Origin of the sequence: Pseudomonas sp. B21-032 (genome assembly GCF_024748965.1) — a bacterium.
Classification (GTDB): domain Bacteria; phylum Pseudomonadota; class Gammaproteobacteria; order Pseudomonadales; family Pseudomonadaceae; genus Aquipseudomonas.
On record NZ_CP087180.1, the window covers coordinates 4,430,815 to 4,451,044 of the forward strand.

The 20,230-nt window shown below is 63.5% G+C and carries 18 protein-coding genes; 9 read left to right on the forward strand and 9 right to left on the reverse strand.

Going from position 1 to position 20,230, the window contains the following annotated elements; translation table 11 throughout:
* Positions 1–27 precede the first annotated feature (27 nt).
* A complete protein-coding gene (locus LOY54_RS20425; protein ID WP_093380379.1) occupies positions 28–2,187 on the forward strand; it encodes a mechanosensitive ion channel family protein in 2,160 nt (719 codons plus the stop codon).
* Here the strand turns inward: LOY54_RS20425 and phnR are convergent.
* A complete protein-coding gene (gene phnR, locus LOY54_RS20430; protein ID WP_213603493.1) occupies positions 2,184–2,897 on the reverse strand; it encodes a phosphonate utilization transcriptional regulator PhnR in 714 nt (237 codons plus the stop codon). The two genes, LOY54_RS20425 and phnR, sit on opposite strands and share 4 nt — an antisense overlap.
* A 290-nt stretch (positions 2,898–3,187) precedes the next feature.
* Here phnR and LOY54_RS20435 point away from each other — a divergent pair, with 290 nt between their 5' ends.
* The 6 genes from LOY54_RS20435 to LOY54_RS20460 all read left to right on the forward strand — a co-directional run bounded on the left by LOY54_RS20435 (position 3,188) and on the right by LOY54_RS20460 (position 8,468).
* On the forward strand, positions 3,188–4,252 hold the full coding sequence (locus LOY54_RS20435; RefSeq protein WP_258607723.1) for an ABC transporter substrate-binding protein: 1,065 nt from the start codon (positions 3,188–3,190) through the stop codon (positions 4,250–4,252).
* Positions 4,253–4,368: 116 nt separating this feature from the next.
* Entirely contained in the window at positions 4,369–5,175 is an 807-nt protein-coding gene (locus LOY54_RS20440; RefSeq protein WP_093380371.1) for an alkaline phosphatase family protein, read from the forward strand.
* Between the two features lie 5 nt (positions 5,176–5,180).
* Entirely contained in the window at positions 5,181–6,014 is an 834-nt protein-coding gene (locus LOY54_RS20445) for an ABC transporter permease subunit (protein ID WP_195886042.1), read from the forward strand.
* Complete coding sequence (locus LOY54_RS20450) at positions 6,001–6,798, forward strand: ABC transporter permease (protein WP_258607724.1); 798 nt, start codon at positions 6,001–6,003, stop codon at positions 6,796–6,798. Before LOY54_RS20445 ends, LOY54_RS20450 begins: the two co-directional genes overlap by 14 nt.
* Position 6,799: 1 nt before the next feature.
* Positions 6,800–7,789, forward strand: coding sequence for an ABC transporter ATP-binding protein (locus LOY54_RS20455; RefSeq protein WP_093380365.1), 990 nt, complete (start codon positions 6,800–6,802; stop codon positions 7,787–7,789).
* 25 nt (positions 7,790–7,814) lie between these two features.
* Positions 7,815–8,468 (forward strand): HAD family phosphatase, encoded by a 654-nt coding sequence (locus tag LOY54_RS20460; protein ID WP_258607726.1) that lies wholly within the window; start codon positions 7,815–7,817, stop codon positions 8,466–8,468.
* 75 nt (positions 8,469–8,543) lie between these two features.
* On the opposite strand, the gene LOY54_RS20465 is transcribed toward LOY54_RS20460, so the two are convergent.
* Positions 8,544–9,506 (reverse strand): zinc-binding dehydrogenase, encoded by a 963-nt coding sequence (locus LOY54_RS20465; RefSeq protein WP_093380360.1) that lies wholly within the window; start codon positions 9,504–9,506, stop codon positions 8,544–8,546.
* A gap of 140 nt (positions 9,507–9,646) precedes the next feature.
* Between LOY54_RS20465 and LOY54_RS20470 the strand changes: the two genes are divergently transcribed.
* Positions 9,647–11,734, forward strand: a complete 2,088-nt coding sequence (locus LOY54_RS20470) for a carboxy terminal-processing peptidase (protein ID WP_176794227.1) — start codon at positions 9,647–9,649, stop codon at positions 11,732–11,734.
* Between the two features lie 124 nt (positions 11,735–11,858).
* The gene (locus LOY54_RS20475) at positions 11,859–13,637 is read left to right on the forward strand and encodes a bifunctional diguanylate cyclase/phosphodiesterase (RefSeq protein ID WP_045195476.1); all 1,779 of its coding nucleotides are present in this window, start codon (positions 11,859–11,861) and stop codon (positions 13,635–13,637) included.
* On the opposite strand, the gene LOY54_RS20480 is transcribed toward LOY54_RS20475, so the two are convergent.
* The 7 genes from LOY54_RS20480 to nirB form a co-directional block, all read right to left on the reverse strand.
* Positions 13,613–13,984 carry a hypothetical protein gene (locus tag LOY54_RS20480; RefSeq protein WP_010224211.1) on the reverse strand — a complete coding sequence of 124 codons (372 nt, stop codon included), beginning with the start codon at positions 13,982–13,984 and terminating at the stop codon, positions 13,613–13,615. The two genes, LOY54_RS20475 and LOY54_RS20480, sit on opposite strands and share 25 nt — an antisense overlap.
* Positions 13,981–14,319 (reverse strand): helix-turn-helix transcriptional regulator, encoded by a 339-nt coding sequence (locus LOY54_RS20485; protein WP_045195479.1) that lies wholly within the window; start codon positions 14,317–14,319, stop codon positions 13,981–13,983. The genes LOY54_RS20480 and LOY54_RS20485 overlap by 4 nt, the downstream gene beginning before the upstream one ends.
* A gap of 98 nt (positions 14,320–14,417) precedes the next feature.
* On the reverse strand, positions 14,418–14,858 hold the full coding sequence (locus LOY54_RS20490) for a YkvA family protein (RefSeq protein ID WP_045195481.1): 441 nt from the start codon (positions 14,856–14,858) through the stop codon (positions 14,418–14,420).
* A gap of 280 nt (positions 14,859–15,138) precedes the next feature.
* Positions 15,139–15,867, reverse strand: coding sequence for an FKBP-type peptidyl-prolyl cis-trans isomerase (locus LOY54_RS20495; protein ID WP_045195483.1), 729 nt, complete (start codon positions 15,865–15,867; stop codon positions 15,139–15,141).
* A gap of 220 nt (positions 15,868–16,087) precedes the next feature.
* Positions 16,088–17,020: a pca operon transcription factor PcaQ gene (pcaQ, locus tag LOY54_RS20500; protein ID WP_123567148.1), complete on the reverse strand. Its 933-nt coding sequence runs from the start codon at positions 17,018–17,020 to the stop codon at positions 16,088–16,090.
* Between the two features lie 112 nt (positions 17,021–17,132).
* On the reverse strand, positions 17,133–17,498 hold the full coding sequence (gene nirD / locus LOY54_RS20505; protein ID WP_093380354.1) for a nitrite reductase small subunit NirD: 366 nt from the start codon (positions 17,496–17,498) through the stop codon (positions 17,133–17,135).
* On the reverse strand, positions 17,498–20,056 hold the full coding sequence (nirB, locus tag LOY54_RS20510; RefSeq protein ID WP_258607729.1) for a nitrite reductase large subunit NirB: 2,559 nt from the start codon (positions 20,054–20,056) through the stop codon (positions 17,498–17,500). Before nirB ends, nirD begins: the two co-directional genes overlap by 1 nt.
* Positions 20,057–20,230: the final 174 nt, after the last annotated feature.

A 20,230-nucleotide genomic window follows, 5' to 3' on the forward strand; every position in this document is an offset into this window, starting at 1 on the left:
ATTGATCGTTTTGAGGTTGATTGTCCGGTGCCTGTCTTTTTCCGCGTTTTTCTCCTGCTCCTGCCCTTGCTCTTCGTTGCGCCCGCGCACGCCGCCGGCCTGCCGGGCCTGCTCGGCGGCGGCAGCAAGGCCCAGCCCGAAGCTAGCGAACCCCTGGGCCAGTCACTGGACGAAGTCATCAAGAGCCTGGAGAACGACCAGCAGCGGGCCAAGCTGCTGGCCGACCTGAAAAAGCTGCGCGACAGCACCAAACAGGCGCAACCCAGCGCCGAACAAGGCGTACTGGGCCTTATCGGCACGACCTTCGGCGAGCTGGAAAAACAGTTCAGCGGTGAGGCCAGCCCGTTCAACCGCTGGACCCGCGAGCTGGAGCTGGCGCAGATCGAGCTCGACGCCCGCCTGGTGCCCTGGCACGAATGGCCACCGATCCTCTTCGGCTTTGCCGCGATCATCGCCCTGTGGAGCCTGCTGGCCTACGCCCTGAACTGGGTCGGCCACCAGGTCCGGCTGCGCTTTGGCCTGACCGAAGAACTGCCGCAACACCCGCGCACCTGGGACCTGGTGCGCTTCGCCCTGCGCAAGCTCGGGCCCTGGCTGGTGGCGCTGGTGATCACCGTGTACCTGAGCTTTGCCCTGCCCTCGTCACTGGGCAAGTCGATGGCCATGGTCCTGGCCTACGCGCTGGTGGTCGGTACCTGCTTCTCGGCAATCTGCGTCATCGCCTTCTCCCTGCTTGACGGCCCGCACCGCCACCGGGCCCTGCACATCCTGCGCCACCAGGCGTTCCGTCCGCTGTGGCTGATCGGCAGCTTCGCCGCCTTCGGCGAGGCCATGAACGACCCGCGCATGGCCAGCGCCCTGGGCGATCACCTCTCGCACACCCTGGCGACCCTGGCCAACATCCTCGCCGGGCTGTCGACCGGATTGTTCATCCTGCGCTTTCGCCGGCCCATCGCCCACCTGATCCGCAACCAGCCGCTGTCACGACGGCTGACCCGCCGCGCCTTGAGCGACACCATCGAAATCCTTGGCACTTTCTGGTACCTGCCGGCGCTGGTGCTGGTGGCGATTTCGCTGTTTGCCACGTTCATTTCCGCCGGCGACACCAGCACTGCCCTGCGCCAGTCACTGATGTGCACGGTGCTGCTGATCTTGTGCATGGTCATCAACGGCCTGGTCCGTCGCCACGGGCTCAAGCCGCAACGGGCCAACCGGCGCCAGGCGGTGTACTCGGAGCGCTTGCGCAGCTTTGGCTACACCCTGGTGCACCTGGGCATCTGGCTGGTGTTCATCGAACTTGGCTTGCGCGTCTGGGGCTTTTCGCTGATCACCTTCACCGAGGGCGAAGGCCATGAGGTGGCGGTGCGCCTGTTCGGCCTGGCCGGCACCCTGATCGCCGCCTGGCTGGTGTGGATTCTCGCCGACACCGCCGTGCACCACGCCCTGACCCGCTCGCGCAAAGGCCTGGCCAACGCTCGTGCGCAAACCATGATGCCGCTGATCCGCAACGTGCTGTTCGTGACGATCTTCATCATTGCGGTGATCGTCGCCCTGGCCAACATGGGCATGAACGTCACCCCGCTGCTGGCCGGTGCCGGTGTCATCGGCCTGGCCATCGGTTTTGGCGCGCAATCGCTGGTCGCCGACCTGATCACCGGGCTGTTCATCATCATCGAAGACTCCCTGGCCATCGATGATTACGTCGATGTCGGCGGCCACCTGGGCACGGTCGAGGGCCTGACCATCCGTACCGTGCGCCTGCGCGATATCGACGGCATCGTCCACACCATCCCGTTCAGCGAGATCAAGAGCATCAAGAACTACTCCCGCGAGTTCGGCTACGCGATCTTTCGCGTGGCCATCCCGCACAGCATGAACATCGACCAGGCAATCACCCTGATCCGCGATGTCGGGCAGAAGATGCGCAACGACCCGCTGATGCGCCGCAACATCTGGTCGCCGCTGGAGCTGCAAGGGGTGGAGAGCTTCGAGTCGGGCTCGGCGATCCTGCGTGCGCGCTTCAAGACCGCGCCGATCAAGCAGTGGGAAGTGTCGCGGGCCTTCAACCTGGCGCTCAAGCGCCAGCTCGACGAATCCGGCCTGGACCTGGCCACCCCGCGCCTGAGCGTGCAGGTGATCACCGCCGACGCCAGCACACCGTTCAGCGAAAGCCCGCCCAAGTCCTAACCGGCTTGGGCCTTGATGCGGATCGCGTCATGGCGCCAGTACTCAAGGTCACAGTCGATCAGCCGCCCGTGCTGGTCGCTGTTGACCCGGGTAATGTGCAGGCCGGGGCTACCGGCCGACACTTTAAGCGCCAGCGCTGCCGCTACCGGCAAGGCGGTCGGCAGGATCTCGAAGCGCACCCGTCCGTACTCGATGCCGTAGTGGCCGGCATACAACTCGGTCAGCGAGCGGCTCAGGTCGTGCTCAAGAATGCCCGGGAAGTACTCGGGGTTCAGGTAGTGCTCGGCATACAGCACCGCCCGGCCATCGATCCGGCGTAACCGGCAGATCTGGATCACGCTCGACAGCGGCGCCAGTTGCAGCCGCGCGCACACCGCTGCCGCTGCTGGCTGCAGGCGCGCCGACAACAGCTCGGTACGCGCCTCGCGGCCCTGCTCGCGGACCATGGCATGAAAGTGGCTGCGCTCGATCAGGTCGTAGGTCAGGCGCTCGGGCGCGACGAACCAGCCGCGGCGTTCCTCGCGGTAAATCAAACCCCGCGCCTCCAGTTGCACCAGCGCCTCACGCAAGGTGATGCGCGTGGTGTCGAACACCTCGCTGAGCTTGCGCTCGGCCGGTAGCTTGCAGCCGGGCGACAGGAGGCCATGCTCGATCTGCTCCTGCAGGGCATGACAGATGGCTGTTACTGCTCGCGGTGGCAGTGGCTGCATCAAAGGTTACCTATCTGGACTAGTCCAGCCCCGGTAGCGCCCCAATCTGGCGCCGTAGGGCTATGAGAATAGTGCAAGCCTAGGCACTGCAGATGAATGCCAGATGACAGTGAGGGTGGTCTACGCTTGATTTCCAGGGGCAAAAGCCCGGCCGGGGCAATGCCTGGACATCAAATTGTCATGCAACAGGCCTACCTTGGCTCAGGTATTGCTGACCTAGACCAACCGAACCGCAACAACGTCCAACAACACCTTTTGCGTTTTGTACGGCACCCATCAAGGAGCTTCGGATGAAAAAGCTTTTTCTGGCGTCACTGTTAGGCTCGAGTATCGCGATGTGCACAGCGGCCATGGCCGCCGACACTGACCTCAAGGCCCTCGAGGACGCCGCCCGCAAGGAAGGCGTAGTCAACAGCGTGGGCATGCCCGATGCCTGGGCCAACTGGAAAGGCACCTGGGACGACCTGGCGACAAAATACGGCCTCAAGCACATGGACACCGACATGAGCTCGGCCCAGGAAGTGGCCAAGTTCGACGCTGAAAAAGACAACGCCAGCGCCGACATCGGTGACGTCGGCGCCGCCTTCGGCCCGATCGCCGTGGCCAAGGGCGTGACCCAGCCGTACAAGCCAAGCACCTGGGAGCAGGTCCCGGACTGGGCCAAGGACAAAGACGGCCACTGGGCCCTGGCCTATACCGGCACCATTGCCTTCATCATCAACAAGCAACTGGTGAAGGAGGCAGACATCCCGAAAACCTGGCATGACCTGGAAAAGGGCAAGTACAAGGTCGCCATCGGTGACGTCGGCACCGCCGCCCAGGCTGCCAACGGTGTTCTGGCCGCTGCCATCGCCTATAAAGGCGACGAGAGCAACATCGAACCAGGCCTGCAGCTGTTCACCAAGCTGGCCCAGCAAAAACGCCTGTCGCTGGCCAACCCGACCATCCAGACCCTGGAGAAGGGCGAGATCGAAGTCGGCGTGGTCTGGGACTTCAACGGCCTGAGCTACCGCCAGCAGATCGACCCGAAACGCTTCGAGGTGCTGATCCCGTCTGACGGTTCGGTGATGTCCGGTTACACCACCATCATCAACAAATACGCAAAAAACCCCAACGCCGCCAAGCTGACCCGCGAGTACATCTTCAGCGATGCCGGGCAGATCAACCTGGCCAAGGGGCATGCCCGGCCGATCCGTGCCGAGCACCTGAAACTGCCGGCTGAGGTACAGGCCAAACTGCTGCCCAACGAGCAGTACGGCGCCGCGCAGCCGATCAAGAATGCCGAAGCCTGGGAAGCGACCTCCAAGGCCCTGCCGCAGAAGTGGCAGGAGCAAGTGATCATCGAGATGGAGTGAACCTTCAGGGGGTGTCAGGCAATACCTGTTACCCCCAATCGCTGGCAAGCCAGCTCCCACAACGTCTGTGGGAGCTGGCTTGCCAGCGATGAGGTCAGCACAATTGCGGAGTTCCTATGAACCACAACGTCATCCTGGTCCTGCTCGATGGCCTCAACCATCAGGTCGCGCACCACGCCATGGGCCATCTGCATGCCTATGTCGAAGCCGACCGTGCGGCGCTTTACCGGGTCGAATGCGAGCTGCCGTCGTTGTCACGGCCGCTGTACGAATGCATCCTCACCGGGGTCGCGCCGATCGACAGCGGCATCGTCCACAACAACGTCAACCGCCTGTCCAACCAGCGCAGCGTGTTCCACTACGCCCGCGAGGCCGGCCTGGGCACGGCCGCGGCGGCCTATCACTGGATGAGCGAGCTGTACAACCGCTCGCCCTTCGACCCGCTGCGCGACCGCCACACCCACGCCCCCAAGCTGCCGATCCAGCACGGGCTGTTCTATTACGCCGACCACTACCCCGATTCGCACCTGTTCGCCGACGCCGAGTACCTGCGCCGCCGTCATGCACCGAATTTTCTCCTGGTGCACCCGATGAACATCGACGACGCCGGCCACCGCCACGGCCTGGACAGCAGCCAGTACCGCAACAGCGCGCGCAGCGCCGATATCCTTCTGGCCGATTACCTGCGCACCTGGCTCGAAGAGGGCTATCAGGTATTGGTGACCGCCGACCACGGCATGAACAACGACCGCTCGCACAACGGCCTGCTGGCCGAAGAGCGCGAAGTGCCGCTGTTCGTCTTTGGCCAGGCGTTCAGCCTCGACCCGGCGGCCAAGCCGCTGCAGACCGAACTGTGTGGCACCATTTGCGAGTTGCTCGGCGTGCCCCACGACAAACCGGTATGCCGGGAGCTGCTCAAGTGAATTCGATCAAGCGCGGCAAATGGCTGGCCCTGCTCTGCCTGGTGCCTTTCGCGGTGTTTTTCATCATCTTCCAGATCGCCCCGCTGGCCTGGGTCATGCTCCACAGCGTGCAGGTGGAATCAAGCTGGGGCCTGGACAATTTCAGCAAGATATTCACTTCCAGGTTCTACCGCCAGGCGATCCAGCACAGCCTGGAGATCAGCTTCTGGTCGAGCCTGTTCGGCATCCTCATCGCCATCCTCGGCAGCTACTCGTTGCGCCGGGTCGACTCGCGCTTGCGCGATTTCGTCAACGCCTTCGCCAACATGACCAGCAACTTCTCCGGGGTGCCGCTGGCCTTCGCCTTCATCATCCTGCTCGGCTTCAACGGCGCGCTGACCATGCTGCTGAAGCAGGCCGGGATCATCGAAGACTTCAACCTCTACTCCAAGACCGGGCTGATCATCCTCTACACCTATTTCCAGATCCCCCTCGGCGTGCTGCTGCTCTACCCGGCCTTCGACGCCCTGCGCGAAGACTGGCGCGAGTCCGCCGAGCTGCTCGGCGCCGGCGCCTGGCAATACTGGCGGCACATCGGCCTGCCGGTGCTGACCCCGGCGCTGCTGGGCACCTTCGTGATCCTCCTGGCCAACGCCCTGGGCGCCTATGCCACGGTCTATGCGCTGACCACCGGCAACTTCAACGTGCTGCCGATCCGCATCGCCGCGCTGGTGGCCGGCGACATCTCGCTGGACCCGAACCTGGCCAGCGCCCTGGCGGTCATCCTGGTCGGGCTGATGACCCTGGTGACCTTCGTCCATCAATGGCTATTGAAGCGGAGCTACCATGTCGCGCGCTGAACCGGGCACCTCGTCGCTGTACCACCGCGTGGTGGTCTACCTGCTGTTCATCATCCTCTTGCTGCCGCTGGCCGGCACCCTGCTCTACTCGCTGGCCACCAGCTGGTCGGCGAGCCTGCTGCCCAGCGGCCTGACCTTCAAGTGGTACCTGGCGCTGTGGAGCGACCCGCGCTTTCTCGCCGCCTTCGGCCAGTCGCTGCTGGTGTGTGTCGGCGCCCTGCTGTTGTCGGTGCTGTTGATATTGCCGCTGCTGTTCGTGGTGCATTACCACTTCCCGCGCCTCGATGCGCTGATGAACATCCTCATCCTGCTGCCCTTCGCGGTGCCGCCGGTGGTGTCGTCAGTGGGCCTGCTGCAGCTCTACGGCTCGGGGCCGATGGCCATGGTCGGCACGCCGTGGATCCTCATCGGTTGCTACTTCACCGTAGCCCTGCCGTTCATGTACCGGGCAATCACCAACAACCTGCAGGCGATCAACCTGCGCGACCTGATGGACGCCGCCCAGTTGCTGGGCGCCAGCACCTTCCAGGCGGCGTTCCTGGTGGTGCTGCCAAACCTGCGCAAGGGCCTGATGGTGGCCTTGCTGCTGTCGTTCTCGTTCCTGTTCGGCGAGTTCGTGTTCGCCAACCTGCTGGTCGGCACCCGCTACGAGACCCTGCAGGTGTACCTCAACAACATGCGCAACAGCAGCGGCCACTTCAACAGTGCCCTGGTGGTTTCCTATTTCCTCTTCGTGCTGGCGCTGACCTGGGCAGCCAACCGCCTGAACAAGGACAAGTCCTGATATGAGCTTTGTCAGCGTACAGAACCTGCAAAAAAGCTATGCCGGCAGCCCGGTGTTCAACGACATCAACTGCCAGATCGAACGCGGCGAATTCGTTACCCTGCTCGGCCCGTCCGGCTGCGGCAAGTCCACCCTGCTACGCTGCATCGCCGGGCTGACCGCGGTGGACAGCGGGCGCATCTTGCTCGATGGCACCGACCTGGTGCCGCTGAGCCCGCAAAAACGCGGGATCGGCATGGTGTTCCAGAGCTATGCGCTGTTCCCCAACATGACCGTCGAACAGAACGTCGCCTTCGGCCTGCGCATGCAGAAGGTCAACAGCGACGACAGCCAGGCGCGGGTCCGCGAAGTGCTGCAACTGGTCGAGCTGCAGGACTTCGCCCGGCGCTACCCGCACCAGTTGTCCGGCGGCCAGTGCCAGCGCGTGGCCCTGGCCCGCTCGCTGGTCACCCGCCCGCGCCTGCTGCTGCTCGACGAGCCGCTGTCGGCGCTGGATGCGCGGATTCGCAAGCACCTGCGCGAGCAGATCCGCGCGATCCAGCGCGAGCTGGGCCTGACCACCATTTTCGTCACCCACGACCAGGAAGAAGCGCTGACCATGTCCGATCGCATCTTCCTCATGAACCAGGGCCGCATCGTCCAGAGCGGCGATGCCGAAACCCTCTATACCGCGCCGGTGGACGTGTTCGCCGCAGGCTTTATCGGCAACTACAACCTGCTCGACGCCGACAGCGCCAGCCGCCTGCTGCAGCGCCCGGTGAACAGCCGCCTGGCAATTCGCCCGGAAGCCATCGCCCTGAGCCTGGACGGCGAGCGGGAGGGGCTGGTACGCAGCCACAGCCTGCTGGGCAACGTGATCCGCTACCGGGTTGAAGCGCGCGGGGTAGAATTGCTGGTCGATGTGCTCAACCGCTCGTCCGCCGACCTGCACCCGGACGGCCAGCGGGTATCCTTGTCGATCGATCCCACCGCCCTCTGCGAAGTCGCCTGAGGGTTGCACAGGAGTTTTTCTGAATATGGCACTCGCGATTTTCGATCTGGATGAAACCCTGATCCACGGTGACTGCGCCACGCTCTGGAGCGAGCAGATGGGCCGTCTGGGCTGGGTCGATCCAGCGTCTTTCATGCGCAAGAACAACGAACTGATGGACGCCTACAGCCATGGCAAGCTGCGCATGGAAGACTACATGGCCTTCAGCCTGGAACCTTTGATCGGCCGCACCCCGGAAGAAGTCGAGCACCTTGTAGCGCCCTGGGTGGAAGATTTCATCGAACCGATCATCTTCAGCGACGCCACCAAGACCATCGCCGCCCATCGCAAGGCCGGCGACCGGATCCTGGTGATTTCGGCTTCCGGCACCCACCTGGTCAAGCCGATTGCCGAACGCCTGGGCATTGATGAAATTCTTGGTATCGAGCTTGAGGTTGCACACGGTGTTTACACCGGCAGCACCACCGGCGTGCTGACCTACCGCGAAGGCAAGATCACCCGTTTGCTGGAATGGCTCGACCAGGAAGAAGAGAACCTTGAAGGCGCGAGTTTCTACTCGGATTCACGCAACGACCTGCCGTTGCTGCTGAAGGTGGATTTCCCGCATGTGGTCAATCCGGATCCGGTGTTGCGCGAGCAGGCCGAGACTCAAGGCTGGCCGATTCATAGCTGGAAATGATTGAAGCCATCGCGGGGCAAGCCGCTCCTGTGGGAGCGGCGGTGCGACGACTCGACTTGCCCCGCGATCGGCGGTTTACACCAGACTCTCGTCGATCACCAACACCAGCTTGCCCGACACCTGATTGCCGGCAAGCTCGGCAAACGCCGCCTCGGCATCCTTGATCGGGAACGCCCTGGCCAGTTGCGGCTTGAGCCGGCCTTCGCTGAACAGCGGCCACACCTGCTGACCGAGGTCGCTGAGCAGGTCTGCCTTGAACTGGTCATCGCGGGTGCGCAAGGTCGAACCCAGGACCTGTATGCGCTTGCCCAGCAGTTGCGCCAGGTCCAGCTCGGCCTTGCGCCCGCCCATCAAGCCGATGATCACCCAGCGCCCGTCACGGGCCAGCAGCTTGAGGTTGAGCTCGGCATAGTTGGCGCCGACCGGGTCGAGAATCACGTTGAACGGGGCAAAGTCATTCAAAGCCTCGAGGTCTTCACCGCGAACCACACCGCCGCTGGCCCCCAGGCCTTCGCAATAGGCCAGCCGCTCGGCCGAGCCGACGCTGACCCAGCACGGGCTGCCAAAGGCCTTGCACAGCTGGATCGCCGCCGAGCCGACACCGCTGGCCCCGGCATGCAGCAAGACTTTCTCACCGGGCTTGAGCGCGGCCAGCTGGAACACATTGAGCCAGGCCGTGGCATACACCTCGGGGATTGCCGCCGCTTCCTGCAGGCTCAAGCCCTCGGGCACCGGCAGTACGTGGCGGCCATCGACCACCACTTCCTCGGCCATGCCGCCACCGGCGAGCAAGGCACAGACCCGATCGCCGACCTGCCAGGAAGAACCGGCGCCCACTTCGCTGATCACCCCCGAGCACTCCAGGCCGAGAAATTCGCTGGCCCCCGGTGGTGGCGGGTAGAGCCCGGCACGCTGGAGCAGGTCGGCGCGATTGAGGCCGGCGGCGGCCACGCGAATTCGTACTTGACCGATATCGCAAGTTGGACTTGTCGTCGCAACCCACTCCACATGTCCGTCAACGCCTTGCAATGCCTTCACAGTGCCTCCATAGTTGAGTCATGACTGAGCCCGGGAGCTGTAGCCCCGGGCTTTTTGCATTATGCGTCCGGCTTTCATGGAACCGGCGAATTCAAAGACGGCCTAATATGCGTGATCAATTGTCCCTACGTCGAATCAGCATGAAGCATTTTCTGCCAAGCACCACCCTCGCCCTGTTGATCGGTCTGGGCAGTCTGCCATTGGCGGGCAGTGCATGGGCCGCCAACAGCTGGGATAAGCTCCAGCCCGACCGCGATGAAGTGGTCGCCAGCCTGAACGTGGTCGAGCTGCTCAAGCGCCACCACTACAGCAAGCCGCCGCTCAACGATGCGCGCTCGGTGATCATTTACGACAGCTACCTCAAACTCCTTGATCCTGCGCGCAGCTACTTCACTGCCAGCGACATCGCCGAGTTCGACAAGTGGAAGACCCAGTTCGACGATTTCCTCAAAAGCGGCAATCTCGACCCCGGCTTCACCATCTACAAGCGCTACCTGGACCGGGTCAAATCGCGCCTGGACTTCGCCCTCGCCGAGCTGAGCAAGGGCGTCGACAACTTCGACTTCACCACCCATGAGACCTTGCTGATCGATCGCAAGGACGCCCCGTGGATGAAGAACCAGGCCGAGCTCGACGACCTCTGGCGCAAACGCGTCAAGGATGAAGTGCTGCGCCTGAAGATTGCCGGCAAAGAACCCAAGGCGATCCAGGAGCTGCTGACCAAGCGCTACAAGAACCAGCTCACGCGCCTGGACCAGACCCGCGCCGAAGACATCTTCCAGGCCTATATCAACACCTTCGCCCAGTCCTACGACCCGCACACCAACTACCTGTCGCCCGACAACGCGGAAAACTTCGATATCAACATGAGCCTGTCGCTCGAAGGTATCGGCGCCGTGCTGCAAAGCGACAACGACCAGGTCAAGATCGTGCGCCTGGTGCCGGCTGGCCCTGCGGCCAAGACCAAGCTGGTCGCCCCGGCCGACAAGATCATCGGCGTGGCCCAGGGCAACAAGGAAATGGTCGACGTGATCGGCTGGCGCCTGGACGAAGTGGTCAAGCTGATCCGCGGGCCGAAAGGTTCGGTGGTGCGCCTGGAAATCATCCCGGCCAGCAACGCCCCTAACGACCAGACCACCAAGATCGTGCCGATCACCCGTGAAGCGGTGAAACTCGAAGAGCAGGCGGCGAAAAAGTCGGTGCTCAAGCTCAAGCAGGACGGCCGTGACTACAAGCTCGGAATCATCGAGATTCCGGCCTTCTACCTCGACTTCAAGGCCTTCCGCGCCGGCGATCCGGAGTACAAGAGCACCACCCGCGACGTTAAAAAACTGCTGACCGAACTGCAGAAGGAAAAAGTCGACGGCGTGGTCATCGACCTGCGCAACAACGGCGGCGGCTCGCTGCAGGAAGCCACCGAGCTGACCAGCCTGTTCATCGACAAGGGCCCGACGGTGCTGGTGCGCAACAGCGACGGCCGCGTCGACGTGCTTGAAGACGAAAACAGCGGCGCCTTCTACAAAGGCCCGCTGGCACTGGTGGTCAACCGCCTGTCGGCCTCGGCTTCGGAGATTTTCGCCGGCGCCATGCAGGACTATCACCGCGCGCTGATCCTCGGCGGGCAGACCTTCGGCAAAGGCACGGTGCAAACCATCCAGCCGCTCAATCATGGCGAGCTGAAGCTGACCCTGGCCAAGTTCTACCGGGTTTCCGGGCAGAGCACCCAGCACCAGGGCGTGCTGCCGGACATCGACTACCCGTCGATCATCGACACCAAGGAAATCGGCGAAAGCGCCCTGCCCGAAGCCATGCCATGGGACACCATCCGCCCGGCGATCAAGCCTGCGGTCGACCCGTTCAAGCCGTTCCTGGCCCAGCTCAAGGCCCGTCACGACAGCCGTACGGCCAAGGATCCGGAGTTCGTCTACATCCGCGACCGCCTGGCCCTGACCCAGAAGCTGATGAACGAGAAAACCGTCAGCCTCAACGAGGCCGAACGCCGTGCCCAGCACGCCGATATCGAAAGCAAACAGCTGGCGCTGGAAAACACCCGACGCAAGGCCAAGGGCGAAGAACCGCTCAAGGAACTGAAGAAGGAAGACGAAGACGCGCTGCCGGTCGAGCCGGACGATACCAAGCCCGAAGACGACGCCTACCTGAAGGAGTCCGGGTTGATCCTGCTGGACTACCTGGGGCTGAATTCGCAGGTGGCGCGCAACAACCCGTAAAAACCGGTGATGGCAAAATAATGTGACCGCGCTTCATTGCGTCATCAAATAGTCATCAGACTGTCGTGAAATAAGGGACTGAGCGCCGCGGGTGCTCAGTCCCTTTTTTCTAGGTAGGCCTGCCATGACCATCAACGAACAGCTCAGCGCGTTGAGCACCATCCTGGCTCAAAGCGGCTTGCACAGCCTGTTCCAACCCATTGTCTGCCTTTCCGAACGGCGCATCCTCGGCTACGAAGCGCTGAGCCGCGGCCCCTCCAACAGCCCGCTGCATTCGCCGATCAACCTGTTTGCCGTGGCCCGCCAGGCCGGGCGCCTGACCGAGCTGGAAGTGGCCTGCCGCGAGAGCGCCTGCCGGCGCTTCAGCCAGCAGAACCTTGAAGGCAAGCTGTTCCTCAACGTCTCGCCCGAGTCCCTGCTCGAACCGCAGTACCAGTCCGGGCGCACCCTGAAGATGCTCCACGAGCTGGGCGTGCCGCCCAGCCGGGTGGTGATCGAACTCACCGAACAGACCCCCACCGACGACTTCCAGCTGCTGTTCAACGCCCTGCACCACTACCGCGACATGGGCTTTTCCATCGCCCTGGATGATCTGGGGGCCGGTTATTCGAGCCTGCGCCTGTGGTCGGAGCTGCGCCCGGACTACGTCAAGATCGACCGCCACTTCATCGACGGCATTCACCTGGATGCGGTCAAGCGCGAGTTCGTCGGCTCGATCCTGCAGATCGCCCGGGCCTCGCGTGCCCAGGTGATTGCCGAAGGCATCGAGCTGGCCGAAGAGCTCAAGGTGCTCACCGAGATGGGCGTCGACCTGGTCCAGGGCTACCTGCTGGGCCGCCCGCAGGAACAGGCGGCGCGCGATGTGCAAAGCATGCTCGGGCAGCCGGTACAGGCGCTGCAGAGCCTCAATGAAGACAGCGGCAACCTCGCCGCGCTACTGATCGAACAACCGGCGGTGAACCGCGAGGCGCCCACCCCGCAGGTGCTGGAACTGTTTCGCAGCCAGGCCAACCTCAATTCCCTGGCGGTGCTCGACGCGCATGGGCAGCCGTGCGGCATCGTTCATCGCCATTCGCTCTCCGACGCACTGCTCAAGCCGTTTGCCACCGACCTGTTCGCGCGCAAGCCGATCAGCCGCTTGATGAGCGATGACTTTCTCGCCGTGGATCTGGGCCAATCGCTGCAACAGGTCAGCCGCCTGCTCACCAGCCGCGCCCGCCAGCGCATCGAGGAAGATTTCATCATCACCCACAACGGCCGCTACCTGGGCCTGGGGCGGGTGATCGACGTGCTCAAGCTGATCACCGAGCAGAAGATCCAACAGGCCCGCTATGCCAACCCGCTGACCCTGTTGCCGGGCAACGTACCGATCCAGCAGTGCCTGACCCGCCTGCTGCAACAGCAACGCGCAGCGGCGATCTGTTACGTCGATATCGACAGCTTCAAGCCGTTCAACGATATCTACGGGTATGCCCGTGGCGATGAGGTATTGCTGTGCCTGGCCCAGTGCCTGGGCGAACGGGTCGACCCCAGCCGCGATTTCGTCGGCCATATCGGCGGCGACGATTTCATGCTGGTGCTCGGCTCAGATGATTGGCAACAACGCTTGCAGTTGTTGCTGGAGGACTTTCACAAGCAGTGCCGGCGCTTCTACCGGGCCGAGCACCTGCAGGCCGGGTGCTTCATCGCCACCGACCGCCAGGGCCGGCGCCAGGAATTTGCCCTGCTGTCGTTGTCGATCGGCGTGGTGCAGTTGCACCCGCAGGCCTGTGCCGGGCTCGATGCCGGGCAACTGGCGGAGTTGGCCTCACAGGCCAAGCACCAGGCCAAGGATGTGCCTGGGCACAGCCTGTACCTGATCGATACCGCCCCTGGCGCTCAGGCTTCTTCGTGTTCGGGGTAGCTGTACTCGAACACCCGCACCACTTCCGAGGCGTGCCAGGAGGCTGCGGCCATGCCATCGGACGGGCCGGAGAAGCGCCCCAGGCGCTCGACGCATTCGAAGAACCCGGTGCGCGGCAAGCGGCTGGCGCCCTGGCTGATCACCAGCGAGCTGCGCAGCGGCTGCTCGGCGCGGGCGTCGAGCGCAGCCAGGTGCTCCAGCGCCGCGGTCAGCGTTTGCATGGCCGGGCTGGGCAATTGCAGACGCTCGAGCAAGGCCCGGTAGGTCAGCAGGTGGCGCTGGCGGCGGGCGACATCCAGCTCGCCGAGCAGGCCTTCCCAGTGCTGGCGGCTGATGCGCACGCTCACGACGGCTCGCTCCAGCCAGCCACACCCAGCTCCCAGGCCAGGCTGCGGCGAATCGCGGCATCCGGCTGGCGTTCACCGCTTTCGATCAGCGCCAGGTACACCGGGCTGATACCGACGCTGCGCGCCAGTTGCTCCGGCGCCAGGCCCTTGCCCTCACGCAAACGCGCCAGCTCGCTGAAATTCGGCAAGCTGGCGCTGTCGGTGGCGCTTGAAGCTGTGTTTGCGCCGGCAAGTGGCTCGCCTTGCCCGGCAGCTTTAAGCAGTGCCTGGTACTGCTCCCAGGGAACAACCGCGTACTCGGGTTGACCGTCCCGGCTGATGACCTGAATACCCATTACAACCCCCTTGTAGGATTACGATATGTAATCGGTAGGCATAATCCTTATGCCAATTATATTACCAGCCAACAAGGGTGTGCAGGGTCGTGATGTGATCAGCTTTTTTCCTGTTCCAGGCGCAGGGCTTCGGGGGTGTCGGGCAGGCGTTCGACCACCCGCAGTTTTTCCGGTGCCTGGCGGTTGCGCCAGGCGCTGAACGCGGCCAGTTCATCAGACACCGCCTTCATCACCCAGGCCAGCACGGCGATGTCGTCGAGCATGCCGACGCCCAGCAGCCAGTCGGGGATCGCATCCAGCGGGCTGACAAAATACAGCAGCCCCGCCACCACGGTGATCAGTGCCTTGGGGCTGATTGCCCGGTACTCGCCGCGCCACCAGGCCAGGCACAGCGCCTGCATCAGGCGCACGTCCTCGCGCAGTTTGCCCAGCCGCGGACCTTTGCGCGCCACGGCAAAAATCAACGCCGGCAAACGCCCGCGGCTGAGCAGGCGCTCGGCCAGGGGCAGAAATCGGGCGAAATTCCACGGTGCTTTCATACGGCCTCCAGGGCCAGTGCCAAGGAAGGTTATCCACAATAATTGTGGATAACCTTGTGAACAGAGCTCAGTTTCAGGCTCAAGGCGCCCGCCCGGCAAGGGTCCGGGTTAAATCGGGCGTTTTTTACACACCTGTTTCAATTGCGCAAACGTTTTGCCCGCTGCGCCCTGATTCATCAACAGTTGCAGTGACTAAGACCGTGCATGGCCCTATGGGTTCGGTAAAACCCAGAAACGACAACGCCCCGTCGAGACGGGGCGTTGCAGGTATCAGCTGGCCTTACTCGGCAGCTGGATCGGCAGGCTCTTCAGCCTTGGCCGGGTCCTTGATGGCGATCAGTTCCAGATCGAACACCAGCACCGAGTTGGCCGGAATGGTCGGGCTCGGGCTCTGCGCGCCGTAAGCAAGGTCGGACGGGATGTACAGCTTGTACTTCTCGCCGACGTGCATCAGTTGCAGGCCTTCGACCCAACCCGGGATCACGCCGCTGACCGGCAGGTCGATCGGGCTGCCACGCTCGACGGAGCTGTCGAAGACCTTGCCGTCGATCAGCTTGCCTTCGTAGTGGACGGTAACCACGTCAGTCGGCTTTGGCTGGGCGCCGTCGGCCTTCTTGATGACTTCGTACTGCAGGCCCGAAGCGGTGGTGACCACGCCAGCCTTCTTGCCGTTTTCTTCGAGGAATTTCTTGCCGGCGGCAGCCGACTCTTCGCTCATTTTCACCAGGCGCTCTTCAGCGCGCTTCTGCAAGGCCGAGAAGGCTTCAACCAGCTCTTCGTCCTTGATCTTCTGTTCTTTCTTGCCAACGGCGTCTTCGATACCTTGAGCGACAGCTTTCGAATCAAGGTCGTCCATGCCTTCCTGAGCCAGGCTTTTGCCCATGTTCAGGCCAATACCGTAGGAGGCTTTCTGTGCCGGAGTCTTCAGCTCGACGCTGGTCTGCGAATCGCAACCCGCCAGTACCAGGCTAACCAGGGCAACCGCAGCCGCCAACCGATGCTGTTTCATGCTATTTCCTTGTTCATGCGCCAATAGGGCAATCGAGTAAAGCCGCGAGCTTATCAGGCGGCCACGACCAATGGCTACCGGCATGAGAGCAAGAAAACCCGGATAAGTTCAGCCAGATTAAACCTTCTTCATCCTCGGCTGCAGCCAGTGGCCAGTATTGACGGGACCGGGCGGTTGGGCAAATCCGCCGATGAGGTTTTGTAGCAGTTTGTATCGACGCTCAGGGATAACCGCCGTCGCGGTACTGCGCCGCCACTTCGCGCAAAACTTCGCACAGCCACTGTGCCGGCAAGGCCAGCGGCAAGGCGGCATTGCTGCAGATGCCGACCGAGCCGCCCGGCTCGCTGACACCCAGGTCCAGCTCGCACAATTCACCACGGCTGAGGTCGACGCGCACCGCATCGCGTGGCGCCACCCAGACCGCATCGCTGCCCTGTACATAACGACGGCTGAGGGCCGGCGACAGGGTTTCCAGGCGCTGCGCGGGTTGCTCGATGGCGCACTGCACGAACAGGCTGTCGGCGTGCTTGCGGATGGTCGTGCCGGCCAGCGGCAACACCAGCGGGTAGCGCCCGACCTGGCTGCGCTCGAGCGGCTGGCGGCCAAGCAAAGGATGGCCAGGGCGCACCACCAGCGACATCGACTCGCTGTACAGGTGCTCGAACATCAGCCCCTGGATCTGCGGGCTGTCGGTCATGCGCCCGATCACCAGGTCCAGCTCACCGACGTGCAACTGCCCCAGCAGGTGCGCGCTGGGGCCGGTGGCGACGCTGACCACCAGCGCCTCATGGCGCTGGTGCAGACGGCACAGCACTTCGGGCATCAGCAGGCTTTCGACGGTCGACAACACGCCGACCCGCACCTGCGGCGGCGCATGCTCTTCACCGCGCAAGGTGCTCACACCTTCGCGCAAGGCCTGCACGCTGGGGCCGGCGTAGCGCATGAAACGCACCCCGGCCGGGGTCAGCTCGACACCCTGCTTGCTGCGCTCGAACAGCCGCGTTTCAAGCAGCGCTTCAAGCTCCTTGAGGGTCTTGGAGATCGCTGGCTGACTGATCGCCATGGCATCGGCGGCCTTGGCGAAACTGCCCTGCCGGGCGATTTCGAGAAAGCACAGCAGGTGGCGGAATTTGATCCGGGTGTCGAGGTTCATCCGGGGAGTTTATCGGGGCTCGGCCCGGACTGCGACCGCTTCGCGCTCGATCGCGGGGCAAGGCCCGCTCCCACCGTTTTTGTGGGACCCGACTTGACCCGCGATGAGGCCATCAACAGCGGCCCAATTCCACCTGCTCGCCACTGATGCGCACCGGCCACACCTGCAACGCCTGCTGCGGATCCTCCAGGCAGCGCCCATCGCGCAAACAAAAATGCTGCTTGTACAACGGCGCCGCCACCACCAGCTCGCCCTTGAGCTCGCCCACCAATCCACGACCAATCACATTGGCCCCGGACTTGGGGTCATGGTTGTCGACGGCGAACACCGGCGTGGCCTGCCCGGGCAGGTAGAACAGCGCCACCTGGCGCCCTTCGAACCACACCACCACCCCCGACTGGGCGACCAGGTCGGCACGGCTGCAAACCCTCTGCCAGGGTTGCGCTTGAACACTTACTGCTGCATTGGACGGGCTCATCAAAGCACCTCCTCGGTGGTCGGGATCAAGTGAAGTTCGCCGGCGCCGATGGGCCGGCGCTGGCCGCGTTCGCGGACAAAGTGCACACCCGGGTCGGGGCGCTGGTCGTTGACGAAGGTGCGAAAGCGCTTGAGCTTTTCAGGGTCTTTCAGGGCGTTGGCCCACTCGCATTCGTAGCGCTCGACCACCAGCTGCATTTGCGCTTCGAGCTCTGCGCCAAGGCCCAGGCTGTCGTCGAGGATCACCTGCTTGAGGTAGTCCAGCCCGCCCTCCAGGCTCTCACGCCACACCGAGGTGCGCTGCAGCTTGTCAGCGGTGCGGATGTAGAACATCAGCACGCGGTCGATGGTGCGGATCAGGCTGGCGTCGTCCAGGTCGGTGGCGAACAGTTCGGCATGGCGCGGGCGCATGCCGCCGTTGCCGCAGATGTACAGGTTCCAGCCCTTCTCGGTGGCGATCACGCCGATGTCCTTGCTCTGCGCCTCGGCGCATTCGCGGGTGCAGCCGGACACCGCAAACTTGAGCTTGTGCGGCGAGCGCAGGCCCTTGTAGCGGTCTTCCAGGATCAGGGCCATCTGCACGCTGTCCTGCACGCCGTAACGACACCATGTGCTGCCGACGCAGGATTTCACCGTACGCGTCGACTTGCCGTAGGCGTGGCCGGTCTCGAAGCCTGCGCCAATCAGCTCAGCCCAGATCTCGGGCAATTCGTGCAGTTGGGCGCCGAACAGGTCGATGCGCTGGCCGCCGGTGATCTTGGTGTAGAGGTCGTACTTTTTCGCCACTTCGCCGATGACGATCAGCTTCTCGGGGGTGATCTCGCCGCCGGGAATCCGCGGCACCACCGAGTAGGTGCCGTTCTTCTGCATATTGGCCATGAAGGTGTCGTTGGTGTCCTGCAGCGGCACCAGCGAAGGCTCCATGATCGGCTGGTTCCAGCACGAGGCGAGGATCGAGCCGACCGTGGGTTTGCAGATATCGCAGCCGACGTGCCCGCGTCCATGCTTGGCGAGCATCTCGTCGAAACTGACAATGCCTTCGACCCGCACCAGCGCGTAGAGCTCCTGGCGGGTGTAGGCGAAGTGTTCGCACAGGCTCTTGTCGACGCTGACGCCGCGGGCGATCAATTCATGCTCGAAGACCTGCTTGAGCAGCGCCGCACAACCACCGCAACCGGTGCAGGCCTTGGTCTGCTGCTTGAGCTGGCCAAGCTCGCCGCAGCCACTGTCGATGGCGGCGCAGATCGCGCCCTTGCTGACGTTATGGCAGGAGCAGATAGTCGCGCTGGCGGGCAAGGCATCAGCGCCCAGTGCCGGCGCGCCGACCGACTGCGGCAGGATCAGCGCGGCCGGATCGGCGGGCAGGGCAATGCTGTTCTGCACGAATTGCAGCAGGGTGTCGTAATAGCTGTTGTCGCCAACCAGCACCGCGCCGATCACCCGTTTGCCACTGCCATCGACCACCAGCCGGCGGTAGGCCGACGCCGCTTCGTCGATAAAGCGATAGCTGCGCGCACCCGGGGTCACGCCGTGGGCATCACCAATGGAGCCTACATCGACGCCGAGCAGTTTGAGCTTGGTCGACATGTCGGCCCCGGTAAAACTGCCCGCGTCTTCACCGGCCAGAGTCGCCGCCACTGTACGCGCCATGCTGTAGCCCGGCGCCACCAGGCCGAACACGCTGCCGTTCCACGACGCGCATTCGCCGATGGCGAAGATCCGTGGGTCGCTGCTGCGGCACGCGCTGTCGATCACCACACCGCCGCGTTGGGCGATTTCCAGGCCACTGCTGCGGCCCAGGGCATCCTGCGGGCGGATACCGGCGGAGAACACGACAAGGTCGGTTTCAAGGAACTCGCCGCCCTCGAAGTTCATCCGGTAGCGATAGTCTTCACCGGCAACGATGGCCTGGGTCGCCCGCGACAGGTGCACGCCAACCCCCAGGGCTTCGATCTGCGCCCGCAAGGCCGCGCCGCCCTCGCCATCCAGTTGCACCGGCATAAGGCGCGGGGCGAACTCCACCACATGAGCTTCCAGGCCCAGCGACTTCAAGGCATTGGCCGCTTCCAGGCCGAGCAGGCCGCCACCGACCACCACCCCACGGCGAGCGCTGGCGGCCGCGGTGCGGATCGCATCGAGATCATCAAGGGTGCGATAGACCAGCCGCGCCGCCCCTTGCGAGCCTTCAATCGGCGGCACGAACGGATAGGAGCCGGTGGCCAGCACCAGTTGATCGTAAGGGTAGCGCCCGGCGCAGGTGACTACCTCGCAGCGTTCGCGGTCGATCTCCAGCACCGGCTCGCCCAGGTGCAAGTCAATGCCGTGCCGGGTGTACAAGCCTGCCTCGCCCAGGGCCAGGGTTTCGGCATCGCTGCCACTGAAGTATTCCGACAGGTGCACGCGGTCGTAGGCGCGCTGGCGCTCTTCACCGAACACCCGCACCTGGAAACGGCCCAGGGCACCGCGTTGGATCAGTTGCTCGACGCAGTGATGACCGACCATGCCGTTGCCGACGATGATCAGCTGTTGCCGCGCTTCGATGCTGGTAAACCCATTCATACCCGTTCCTCACTCAAGGCCAATCACGCTGGCTTTGCTGCTGGGGGCCAACCCCGAAAAACAAAAAAAGGCGCCTGGAGCCGAAGCTCCAGGCGCCTTTGCCTGGTCGTTTTTGTAGTCCCGGTTGCGAATCGCCATTGACCCGCGAGGACGTTGTAAATCTGTAAAAGCAGG

Excerpts from the sequence above, each read along its gene's own strand:
- pcaQ (WP_123567148.1), bottom strand. The coding sequence starts at position 17,020 with ATGAACCTCGACACCCGGATCAAATTCCGCCACCTGCTGTGCTTTCTC.
- LOY54_RS20460 (WP_258607726.1), top strand. The coding sequence starts at position 7,815 with ATGGCACTCGCGATTTTCGATCTGGATGAAACCCTGATCCACGGTGAC.
- LOY54_RS20495 (WP_045195483.1), bottom strand. The coding sequence starts at position 15,867 with ATGAAACAGCATCGGTTGGCGGCTGCGGTTGCCCTGGTTAGCCTGGTA.
- LOY54_RS20490 (WP_045195481.1), bottom strand. The coding sequence starts at position 14,858 with ATGAAAGCACCGTGGAATTTCGCCCGATTTCTGCCCCTGGCCGAGCGC.
- nirD (WP_093380354.1), bottom strand. The coding sequence starts at position 17,498 with ATGAGCCCGTCCAATGCAGCAGTAAGTGTTCAAGCGCAACCCTGGCAG.
- phnR (WP_213603493.1), bottom strand. The coding sequence starts at position 2,897 with ATGCAGCCACTGCCACCGCGAGCAGTAACAGCCATCTGTCATGCCCTG.
- LOY54_RS20435 (WP_258607723.1), top strand. The coding sequence starts at position 3,188 with ATGAAAAAGCTTTTTCTGGCGTCACTGTTAGGCTCGAGTATCGCGATG.
- nirB (WP_258607729.1), bottom strand. The coding sequence starts at position 20,056 with ATGAATGGGTTTACCAGCATCGAAGCGCGGCAACAGCTGATCATCGTC.
- LOY54_RS20470 (WP_176794227.1), top strand. The coding sequence starts at position 9,647 with ATGAAGCATTTTCTGCCAAGCACCACCCTCGCCCTGTTGATCGGTCTG.
- LOY54_RS20455 (WP_093380365.1), top strand. The coding sequence starts at position 6,800 with ATGAGCTTTGTCAGCGTACAGAACCTGCAAAAAAGCTATGCCGGCAGC.
- LOY54_RS20440 (WP_093380371.1), top strand. The coding sequence starts at position 4,369 with ATGAACCACAACGTCATCCTGGTCCTGCTCGATGGCCTCAACCATCAG.
- LOY54_RS20485 (WP_045195479.1), bottom strand. The coding sequence starts at position 14,319 with ATGGGTATTCAGGTCATCAGCCGGGACGGTCAACCCGAGTACGCGGTT.
- LOY54_RS20450 (WP_258607724.1), top strand. The coding sequence starts at position 6,001 with ATGTCGCGCGCTGAACCGGGCACCTCGTCGCTGTACCACCGCGTGGTG.
- LOY54_RS20475 (WP_045195476.1), top strand. The coding sequence starts at position 11,859 with ATGACCATCAACGAACAGCTCAGCGCGTTGAGCACCATCCTGGCTCAA.